Raw genomic sequence first — 10,447 nt, forward strand, 5'->3', positions numbered from 1 at the left:
GAATCTCCCACAGGGACCGCGCCATGTTGAATATCAGCGCAGTACTTGTGGGAGCCTGGCTTGCCAGCGATGGGCTGCAAAGCAGCCCCTTGCCAATCAGATCTCGACCTGGGTCCCCAGCTCGATCACCCGGTTCAGCGGCAGGGTGAAGAAGCGCAGGTTGCCGTTGGCATTCTTCAGCAGGAAGGCGAACAGGTTGCCACGCCAGCGCGACATCCCCTCGAGCCGTGAGGCGATCACCGTCTCACGGCTGAGGAAGTACGTGGTGCGCATAGGGGTGAAGTCCAGGCCATCCAGATGGCACAGTTTCAACGCCGCCGGTACGTCCGGCTCGTCCATGAAGCCAAAATGCAGCAGCACGCGGAAGAAGCCGTCACCATAGGCTTCCACTTCGAAGCGCTCGTGCTCCGGCACCCGCGGCCGGTCCTCGCTGACCACCGTCAACAACACCACCTGGCTATGCAGCACCTGGTTGTGCAGCATGTTGTGCAGTAGCGCATGCGGCACGGCATCGGAACGCGCGGTCAGGAACACCGCCGTGCCTTCGACCCGGTGCGGTGGCTGAATGCGGATACTGCTGATGAACAACGGCAGCGGCAATGCCCCTTCGTCGATGCGCTCGACCAAGATCTGCTTGCCACGTTTCCAGGTGCTCATCAGCAGGTACAGCACGCCCCCGGCCAGCACCGGGAAAGCGCCACCCTGGACAATTTTCGGCACGTTGGCGGCAAAGAACAGCCCGTCGACCAGCAGGAAACCGACCAGAATCGGCACCGCCAGCAGCGGCGGCCACTTCCACAGCAGCAGCATCACCGCCGACACCAGGATCGTGGTCATCAGCATGGTCCCGGTTACCGCAACACCGTAGGCTGCCGCCAGCGCCCCGGAGGACTCGAAACCGATCACCAGCAGTACCACACCCACCATCAGGGTCCAGTTCACCGCACCGATATAGATCTGCCCTTGCTCGTCGCTGGAGGTGTGCTGGATCTGCATGCGCGGGATATAACCCAGCTGGATGGCCTGGCGGGTCAAGGAGAAGGCCCCGGAAATCACTGCCTGCGAGGCGATCACCGTGGCCAGGGTGGCCAGGCCGACCAACGGCAACAACGCCCAGCCCGGTGCCAGCAGGTAGAACGGGTTACGGGCCGCATCCGGATCCTGCAGCAGGAGCGCGCCCTGGCCAAAATAGTTGAGCACCAGCGCCGGCAGCACCAGGATGAACCAGGCACGGGCGATAGGCTTGCGGCCAAAATGGCCCATGTCGGCATACAATGCCTCGGCACCGGTCAGCGCCAGCACCACCGCCCCCAGAATGGCCACGCCCATCCCCGGGTGCACCACGAAGAAGTTGACCGCCCAGCCGGGGTTGAAGGCCTTGAGCACTTCCGGGCTTTGCGAAATGCCGTGCACGCCCAGTGCACCGAGCACCACGAACCAGGTGACCATGATCGGGCCGAACAGCTTGCCGATCTTCTCGGTACCGTGCTTCTGCACCAGGAACAGGGCCACCAGCACCACCAGCGAAATCGGCACCACCCAGTGGTCGATACCGTCGAACGCCAGGCCCATGCCCTCTACCGCCGACAGCACCGACACCGCCGGGGTGATCATGCTGTCACCATAGAACAGCGAAGCGCCGATCAGGCCACAGATCACCATCAGTGTGCGCAGCCGCGGGTAGGCCGCCGTAGCCCGCCGCGCCAGCGCAGTCAGGGCCATGGTGCCGCCCTCGCCCTGGTTGTCGGCGCGCAGGATGAACATCACGTACTTGAACGACACCACCCACAGCAGCGACCAGAGGATCAGCGACAGGATCCCCAGTACGCCGTCATGGTTGACCGGCACCCCATAACCACCGGTAAAGACTTCCTTCAGGGTATACAGCGGGCTGGTGCCGATATCGCCATAAACCACCCCGACCGCTGCCACGAGCAGGCCCAGCGACCGCGTCGCACCCTGCTTACCCTCGTGCCCGCCCTCAGCGTGACTGCTTGCCTGAACCATCGACCACTCCCGCAGACGGCCATTACGGCCTTTCAGTATTCACTCTGCGACCAAGCACTCACTGCAGCTTGGCGCAACGGCGCGAAGCATAGCGCAGCGTTCGTCGTATTTCTGCTGGTCAAGCGTCCCTGCGCTCGCTAGAATTGCGCACTTTTTGATCAGAGGCGCCAAAAGCGCCCGTCAAGATCGCCCCCGATTCCGGCCGGGCGACCTGCATTCAATACCGAGGTTAGTCATGTCCACCACGCCCGCCACCCCCAAGGTAGGTTTCGTAAGCCTGGGTTGCCCCAAAGCCCTGGTCGATTCCGAGCGCATCCTGACCCAGCTGCGCATGGAAGGCTATGAAGTCGTGCCCACCTACGAGGATGCCGACGTGGTGGTGGTCAACACCTGCGGCTTCATCGACAGTGCCAAGGCCGAATCGCTGGAAGTCATCGGCGAAGCGATCAAGGAAAACGGCAAGGTCATCGTGACCGGCTGCATGGGCGTTGAAGAAGGCAACATCCGTGACGTGCACCCAAGCGTGCTGTCGGTCACAGGCCCGCAACAGTACGAGCAGGTGGTCAACGCCGTGCACGAAGTGGTGCCACCCCGCCAGGACCACAACCCGCTGATCGACCTGGTACCGCCACAAGGGGTCAAGTTGACCCCGCGCCACTACGCCTACCTGAAAATTTCCGAAGGCTGCAACCACAGCTGCAGCTTCTGCATCATCCCGTCGATGCGCGGCAAGCTGGTCAGCCGCCCGGTGGGCGAAGTGCTGAGCGAGGCCGAGCGCCTGGTGAAGGCCGGGGTCAAGGAGATCCTGGTGATTTCCCAGGACACCAGCGCCTATGGCGTTGACGTCAAGTACAAGACCGACTTCTGGAACGGCCGCCCGGTCAAGACCCGCATGCTTGAACTGTGCGAAGCACTGAGCAGCCTGGGTGCCTGGGTGCGCCTGCACTACGTGTACCCTTACCCGAATGTCGACGATGTGATCCCGTTGATGGCGGCCGGCAAGATCCTGCCGTACCTGGACATTCCGTTCCAGCATGCCAGCCCGAAAGTGCTCAAGTCGATGAAGCGCCCGGCTTTCGAAGACCGTACCCTGGCACGCATCAAGCAGTGGCGCGAACAGTGCCCCGAACTGGTGATCCGTTCCACCTTCATCGTCGGCTTCCCCGGCGAAACCGAAGAAGACTTCCAGTACCTGCTGGACTGGCTAACCGAAGCCCAGCTCGACCGCGTGGGCTGCTTCCAGTACTCGCCGGTGGAAGGCGCCCCGGCCAACGACCTGGGCCTGGATGAAGTGCCGGACGACATCAAGCAGGACCGTTGGGACCGTTTCATGGCCCACCAGCAGGCCATCAGCGCTGCCCGCCTGCAACTGCGCATCGGCAAGGAGATCGAAGTGCTGATCGACGAAGTCGAGGCGCAAGGTTCGGTAGGCCGCAGCTTCTTCGATGCCCCGGAAATCGACGGCAGCGTGTTCATCGATGGCGACCATGGCTTCAAGCCAGGCGACAAGGTTCGTTGCCGGGTGGTAGACGCCGACGAATACGACATGTGGGCCGAGCCGGTCTGACACCCACGCAGTACGCTGCGCACCATCGCCGGCCAGCAGCTCCTTTACCAGGGAGCTGCCCGGCCGATGATGGGCCGCGCAGGCGCACCGGCAATCCTTGGGCCTGTTGCGCTTTTAGCATCTATCGTTTCCTCAGCCCCAGAGGAACGTACCCCGATGCGCCAGCCATTGTCCCTGCAAACCCCGCACCTTAGCGACTACCCCGAACTGGCCCAGGTCTGGGAAGACTCGGTGCGCGCGACCCACGATTTTCTACCCGATGCCTATGTCCGGCTGCTGCGTGAGCATGTGTTGTACCGCTACCTCGACGCCGTGATGCTGGTCTGCTGCAAGAACCGCCAGCGTATCTGCGGGTTCGCCGGGGTCGCCAGCAGCCGGGTGGATATGCTCTTCGTTGCCCCGGCCTACCGTGGCCAGGGCGTGGGCAGGCGCTTGCTGCGCTACGCCATCAACGAACTCAATGCCGAAACCCTGGACGTCAACGAGCAGAACCTGCAAGCCCTGGGCTTCTACCTGCATGAAGGTTTCGAGGTGGTCGGCCGCTCCCCTACCGACGGCCTTGGCCAACCCTACCCCCTGCTGCATATGCGCCTGCGGGGCACAGGCCAGTGCAGCGGCGACTGAATATGCCGCAGCAGGTCGCCGAAATGGCGTAATTGACACAGATTCCCATCATCAACCGCGTAGGGGCAGGTACAATGGTCACCTTTCCCTGCCTCTGCGAATTGCGCCATGTCCGAACCCGTCCGCCTGTCCAAACGCCTCATCGAGCAGCTTGGCTGCTCTCGCCGCGAGGCCGAGCTGTACATTGAAGGAGGCTGGGTCACGGTCGATGGCGTGGTGGTCGAGCAGCCGCAGTTCAAGGTCGGGCAACAGCGCGTCGAGCTGTTGCCTGGCGCCCGCGCCGAGCCCCTGGAGCCGGTGACCCTGCTGCTGAACCAGCCTGCCGACATGGACAGCGAAAGCGCCCGCGCTAGCATCAACATGGGCAGCCTCAGCGAAACCCACCGCGAGGGCGTGCGTGCGCTGCACGGGCACTTTGCCCGGCAGGCTTGCGTCGCCCCACTGGAGCGCGGCGCCAGTGGCCTGCAAGTGTTCACCCAGGACTGGCGGGTGACCCGCAAGATCGAAGCCGACCTGCGCCGCCTGGAGCAGGAATTCATCGTTGAAGTGCGCGGCCAGACCACGCCCCAGGCACTGGAGCGCCTGGCCCGCGGTGCTATGCGCAATGACCGTGAGCTACCCAAGGCCAAGGCCAGCTGGCAGAACGAGACCCACTTGCGCATGGCCCTGAAAAACCCGCAGCCCGGGCAGATCGCCGAATTGTGCGCTTACCTGCGCTTGGAGCTGGTCGGCATGCGGCGCATTCGCCTGGGTGGCGTGTCGATGGGCAAGTTGCCGCTGGGCCAATGGCGCTATGTGGCCGCTACCGAACGTTTCTAAGTAATAGGCCGCGCTGGAACGCGCGGCACCTGAACAGGATTCAGCAGCAATGAACCACAACGACGTCCTGCGCAGCCTGCGCTACATGCTCAAGGTGAACGACGCCAAGATGGCCGAGATCATCGGCCTCTCCGGCCTCGAAGTGCACCCGCTGGTGCTCGCCACCTACCTGAAGAAAGAAGACGAAGCAGGCTTTGTGCGTTGCCCTGAGCGGGTGATGGCGCACTTCCTCGACGGCCTGGTGTTCTACCGTCGCGGCAAGGATGACAGCCGCCCGGCGCAACCGATCGAGCTGCCGGTGACCAACAACCTGATCCTCAAGAAGCTGCGGGTGGCTTTCGAACTCAAGGAGGACGACTTGCACGCGATCCTCAAGTCCGTGAACTTCCCGGTCAGCAAGCCGGAATTGAGTGCACTGTTCCGCAAAGCTGGCCACGACAACTACCGGCCGTGCGGCGACCAGTTGCTGCGCAACTTCCTCAAGGGCCTGACTTTGCGCGTGCGCGGCTGAGTGACCATGCAGCACACCGTTGCCCCGGTCGGTATCGTCCGTTCATGCTTCAAGGAAAAGTTTGCCATTCCGCGCCAACCGCAGCTGGCTCCCGCCGCCCGCGGGGTGCTGGAGCTGCTGCCGCCGTTCGACCAGGGTGAGGCAGTCGAAGGCCTGGAGCAGGTCAGCCATGTCTGGCTGCTGTTCCTGTTCCACCAGGCGCTGGAAGACAAGCCACGCCTGAAGGTGCGGCCACCGCGCCTGGGTGGCAACAAGAGCATGGGCGTGTTCGCGACCCGCGCCACCCATCGGCCCAATGGCATCGGCCAGTCGGTGGTGCGCCTGGAGGGGGTTGAACCGGGGCGGCTGCTGCTGTCCGGGATCGACCTGTTGGACGGCACGCCGGTGCTGGACATCAAGCCCTACGTGCCTTACGCCGACAGCATTGCATGCGCCAGCAACCAGATGGCCAGCGCTGCGCCTGCAGCCATTGCCGTGCACTGGGCCGACAGCGCATTGGCGCAGGCCCGCGAGCATGCATTGCGGCTGGGTGAGCCGCTGGTGGCGCTGATCGAACAATGCCTGGCCCAGGACCCACGCCCGGCCTACCAGGTACCTGCACCGGAACGGGTGTACGGGGTTAGGTTCTGGGATGTGCAGGTGCGCTGGCATTACCCGCAGCCGGAGGCGATCCGGGTGTTGGAGGTGGTGCTGGCCTGACCCCGATTCAGGCTTGTTCGCTGGCCATTGTAGGAGCGGCCTTGCGTCGCGATGGGGCGCGTAGCGGCCCCGGGGCTTTAGCCATCCTGCAAGCTTGCCGGGGCTGCTACGCAGCCCTTTCGCGACGCAAGGCCGCTCCTACAAGGACCGTGCAGGCATGAAAAAGGCGACCCGAGGTCGCCTTTTTGCATTTCAAGCCGCTATCAACGAGCCGGGCCTTCAGCCACACCCAGGTCGTCGGTTGGGCGGGTATCAACCAGCGGTGCACCGCCGGACGCCAGCTCCGAGGCCAGCTTGTCGTTGTCCATTTCCTTGACCCACTTGGCCACGACCACGGTGGCAACGGCGTTGCCGACCAGATTGGTCAGGGCGCGGGCTTCGGACATGAAGCGGTCGATACCGAGGATCAGCGCCAGGCCGGCAACCGGCAGGTGGCCCACCGCCGACAGGGTGGCAGCCAGCACGATGAAGCCCGACCCGGTGACGCCGGCAGCACCCTTGGAAGCCACCAGCAGCACCAACAGCAAGGTGATCTGGTGGGTGATGTCCATGGTGGTGTCGGTGGCCTGGGCAATGAATACCGCTGCCATGGTCAGGTAGATCGAGGTGCCGTCGAGGTTGAACGAGTAACCGGTCGGGATCACCAGGCCAACCACGGACTTCTTGGCACCCAGGCGTTCCATCTTGGCCAGCATGCGCGGCAGGGCCGATTCCGACGAGGAGGTGCCCAGCACGATCAGCAGCTCTTCACGGATGTAGCGGATCAGTTTCAGCACGCTGAAGCCGTGGGCGCGGCAGATACCACCCAGCACCACCAGCACGAACAACAGGCAGGTGATGTAGAAGCAGGCCATCAGGTAGCCCAGTTGCACCAGCGAACCCACGCCGTACTGGCCGATGGTGAAGGCCATGGCACCGAAGGCGCCAAGCGGTGCCAGCTTCATGATCATGTTGATGATGTTGAACATGACATGGGCGAAGCGGTCGATCATGTCCAGCAGCGGCTTGCCGTAGCTGCCCAGGCGGTGCAGGGCGAAGCCGAACAGGACCGAGAACATCAGCACTTGCAGGATATCGCCGTTGGCGAATGCACCGACCACCGTGTTGGGGATGACGTTGAGCAGGAACCCGACCGTGGTCTGCTGCGCACCGGCGGCGGCATAGGCAGCCACACTGCTGGCGTTCAGGGTGCTGACGTCGATGTGCATGCCAGCGCCTGGCTTGACCACGTTGACGACGATGAGGCCAATGATCAAGGCGATGGTGGAGACGATTTCAAAGTACAGCAGCGCGTAGCCGCCAGTCTTGCCGACCGACTTCATGCTCTGCATGCCGGCGATGCCGCTGACCACGGTACAGAAGATGATCGGGGCGATGACCATCTTGATCAGTTTGACGAAACCGTCACCGAAGGGTTTGAGCGCGACGCCCGTTTCCGGGTAGAAGTGGCCGAGCAGGATGCCGATGGTGATGGCGACCAACACCTGGACATACAGGGATTTGTACAGCGGCTGACGTGTCGTCATGGCTAATTTTCCTCAAGTGTGCCGGCTCACCCTTCCCAGGGTGATGGGGCACCTGAATCGCTAACCCTCCTGCACCTGGAGGGATTTGTCGTTGTGTTCGAGCTGCCTGGGCAGGCCTCTGCGTAGATCAATAGCAAGGGTGGTGCCAAAGTGCCCAGCAAGGGTGCAAATACCTTGTTTAGCAAGGATTAATGCCCAACGACGGGGCGATAAAAGTGAGGAAAGCTGGCGGATTTCCGCCCGGTGGCGGGTTTTGTACAGGCATATTGGCGGGAATCCGCCCACCCGGGCCGTGAATCAATCGAGGTTGAAGGTAATCCTGAACGCGGCCCCACCCAGTGGGGAGTCCCCCAGGCTGAGCACGGCGTCATAGCTGTCGACGATATCCTTGACCACCGCCAGGCCGATGCCCTGCCCCGGGTGCTGACTGTCCAGCCGCTCACCGCGCTCGAGGATGCGTTCGCGCTGGTCGACCGGTACGCCCGGCCCGTCGTCTTCGATGCACAAGGTCAGGCGCCCTGGCACTTGCTCGAGGCTTACGCGCACCTGGCCAAGGCTCAGCCGATAGGCGTTTTCCAGCAGGTTGCCGAGCATCTCCAGCAAGGCGCCCTGCTCCATCGGCACCTGGGCCGCCCCGGGTAACACCCGTTGCACCTCCACGCGTTTGTCCCGGTATACCTTGGCCAACGTGCTGCACAGGCTGTCGAGCACAGGCCGTAGCGGCACACTGTGGCGCACCAGGCCGCTCTTGCGCAGGCTGGCGCGCTGCAGCTGGTAGTCGATCTGCTGGCTCATGCGTTCGATCTGGCTTTGCAGCACCCGCGCCTGTTCGCGTTCGCCACTGCGCTGCTGCAGGCTTTCGCCCACCCCCTGCAACACCGCCAGCGGGGTTTTCAGGCTGTGTGCCAGGTCGTCCAGCGAATCCCGGTAGCGCGTACGCTGCTCGCGTTCACTGCGCAGCAAACGGTTGAGCGAGCGGGTCAGGCGCAGCAGCTCGCGGGGGTGCTCGCCGCTCAGGCCATCGCGCGCCCCTGCTTCCACCTCATCCAGTTCGTGGCTGAGCCGGCGCAGCGAGCGCAAGCCCCAGGTCAAGCCGGCCCACAGCAACACCAGCAGCGCCAGCAAGGCGGCGCCGAAGCCCAGGTAGAGCTTTTCGCGCAGGCCGTCGAGGGTGGCCTTGTACTCGCTCACCGGCTGCAGGGCGACAATGCTGTAGGCTGCGCTCTGGCCACCCAGCAGCTTGATCTCGACGTCGTAGACAAAGAACTCTTCACCGTCGGCCTGGTGGATGCGGGCAAATTCGTTGCCGCGCCCGTCATAGCGCGGCCGGTAGTTGATGTGCCGGTCGGCGGTGGCGCGGGACTGCCAGACCAGCTGGCCATCGCGGTCGAAGATATACCCGAGCAGGCCGGTGTACGGCAGGTTGTAACGCTCGTCCGGCAGCAGTTCAGGCATCTGCAACTGGCCGCCTTCGATGCGCGCGGCCGATATCAGCGTGGTTACGTCCGAGGCCAGGCGCTGCTCGATCGACTCCTGCAGGGCCAGGCTGAACGCCTTCTGCAACGCGGGCAGCAACCCCAGCATGAACAGCAGCGCCAGCACGGCGGCGGCCAGCATCAGGCGCACGCGCAGGGAACGAATCATCGGCAGCGCTCGGTGAACAGGTAGCCCAGGCCACGTACGGTATCGATGGGTTTGAACCCCTGCTCGCCTTCCAGCTTGCGGCGCAGGCGGCCGATCAGCACTTCGATGACATTCGGGTCACGCTCCTCATCGCCTGGGTACAGTTGCTCCATCAGGCGGTCCTTGGCCACCACTTGCTGATGATGGCGCATGAGGTATTCGAGGATGCGGTACTCATAAGCCGTGAGCGCCAACGGCTGCGCATCGAGGCTGGCCTGCTTGCGGTTGAGGTCGAGCACCAGTGGGCCGGCAGCGATGGTCGACTGGGTGAAGCCGCTGGAGCGGCGCAGCAGCGCATTCAGGCGGGCTTCGAGCTCTTCGAACTGGAAGGGTTTGACCAGGTAGTCGTCGGCGCCTGCGGCCAGGCCTTCGACCTTGTCCTGCCAGTTTCCACGGGCCGTGAGGATGAGGATGGGGAAGGTCTTGTCCTGGCTGCGCAGGCGCGTGATCAGCTCCAGGCCACTGATACCGGGCAAGCCCAGGTCGATGATGGCCAGGTCGAAGTGGTATTGCCCGGCCTGGTACAGCGCCTCCTCGGCATCGGCGACCGCCTCGACCACGTGGCCGCTTTCGCCCAGGCGGGTGTAGAGGTGATGGCGAAGCAGGGCTTCGTCCTCGACCACCAGCAGTTTCATATGCAGCTCCTTTTCATCTATTGCCTGTACCGGCCTCTTCGCGGCTAAAGCCGCTCTCACAGGGAGCACACAGGTTTGCTGGACTGTGCGATCCCTGTGGCAGCGGCTTTAGCCGCGAAGAGGCCGGGACAGGATAACCCGGCAGGCCGTCAGAACTTGTAGGAGGCCGCCAGGTAAGTCTGCGCACTGCTGCTCAGGCGCAGGGTGCCATCCTTCGGCCCGCCATGCGCGCCGACCTCGGTTGCCGCATTGGTGCGCAGATAGCGGTAGCCCAGCTCGACCGAAGCCTTGTCGGTGATGTCCTGGATCACACCGGCCTGCAGCCCGTAGGCATAACCGTAGTCGGTATCGCGGCGGGCGCCTGGCGAGTCCTGGG

9 protein-coding genes and 1 pseudogene are annotated in these 10,447 nt (G+C 63.7%); 5 read left to right on the forward strand and 5 right to left on the reverse strand.

The features are described from left to right. Positions 1-96 precede the first annotated feature (96 nt). The gene (locus G1E_RS18870) at positions 97-2,007 is read right to left on the reverse strand and encodes a potassium transporter Kup (protein ID WP_047150010.1); all 1,911 of its coding nucleotides are present in this window, start codon (positions 2,005-2,007) and stop codon (positions 97-99) included. Positions 2,008-2,242: 235 nt separating this feature from the next. Between G1E_RS18870 and rimO the strand changes: the two genes are divergently transcribed. From rimO to tsaA, 5 genes are all read left to right on the forward strand, one after another. After that, the gene (rimO, locus tag G1E_RS18875; protein ID WP_009682554.1) at positions 2,243-3,574 is read left to right on the forward strand and encodes a 30S ribosomal protein S12 methylthiotransferase RimO; all 1,332 of its coding nucleotides are present in this window, start codon (positions 2,243-2,245) and stop codon (positions 3,572-3,574) included. Positions 3,575-3,730: 156 nt separating this feature from the next. Beyond that, positions 3,731-4,198, forward strand: a complete 468-nt coding sequence (locus tag G1E_RS18880) for a GNAT family N-acetyltransferase (protein ID WP_009682555.1) — start codon at positions 3,731-3,733, stop codon at positions 4,196-4,198. Between the two features lie 108 nt (positions 4,199-4,306). Next, on the forward strand, positions 4,307-5,017 hold the full coding sequence (locus G1E_RS18885) for an rRNA pseudouridine synthase (RefSeq protein WP_009682556.1): 711 nt from the start codon (positions 4,307-4,309) through the stop codon (positions 5,015-5,017). 49 nt (positions 5,018-5,066) lie between these two features. Continuing rightward, complete coding sequence (locus G1E_RS18890) at positions 5,067-5,528, forward strand: DUF1456 family protein (RefSeq protein WP_009682557.1); 462 nt, start codon at positions 5,067-5,069, stop codon at positions 5,526-5,528. Between the two features lie 6 nt (positions 5,529-5,534). Next, a complete protein-coding gene (gene tsaA, locus G1E_RS18895; protein WP_009682558.1) occupies positions 5,535-6,227 on the forward strand; it encodes a tRNA (N6-threonylcarbamoyladenosine(37)-N6)-methyltransferase TrmO in 693 nt (230 codons plus the stop codon). Positions 6,228-6,430: 203 nt separating this feature from the next. On the opposite strand, the gene G1E_RS18900 is transcribed toward tsaA, so the two are convergent. From G1E_RS18900 to G1E_RS29680, 4 genes and pseudogenes are all read right to left on the reverse strand, one after another. Then, the gene (locus tag G1E_RS18900; protein WP_009682559.1) at positions 6,431-7,753 is read right to left on the reverse strand and encodes a dicarboxylate/amino acid:cation symporter; all 1,323 of its coding nucleotides are present in this window, start codon (positions 7,751-7,753) and stop codon (positions 6,431-6,433) included. A gap of 297 nt (positions 7,754-8,050) precedes the next feature. Further along, the gene (locus tag G1E_RS18905; protein WP_009682560.1) at positions 8,051-9,397 is read right to left on the reverse strand and encodes an ATP-binding protein; all 1,347 of its coding nucleotides are present in this window, start codon (positions 9,395-9,397) and stop codon (positions 8,051-8,053) included. Next, the gene (locus G1E_RS18910) at positions 9,394-10,071 is read right to left on the reverse strand and encodes a response regulator (RefSeq protein WP_009682561.1); all 678 of its coding nucleotides are present in this window, start codon (positions 10,069-10,071) and stop codon (positions 9,394-9,396) included. The genes G1E_RS18905 and G1E_RS18910 overlap by 4 nt, the downstream gene beginning before the upstream one ends. Positions 10,072-10,220: 149 nt before the next feature. After that, positions 10,221-10,447, reverse strand: a pseudogene (locus G1E_RS29680) (hypothetical protein); the annotation flags it as partial.

This window comes from Pseudomonas sp. TJI-51 (genome assembly GCF_000190455.2).
In the GTDB taxonomy this organism is placed as follows: Bacteria; Pseudomonadota; Gammaproteobacteria; order Pseudomonadales; family Pseudomonadaceae; genus Aquipseudomonas; species Aquipseudomonas juntendi.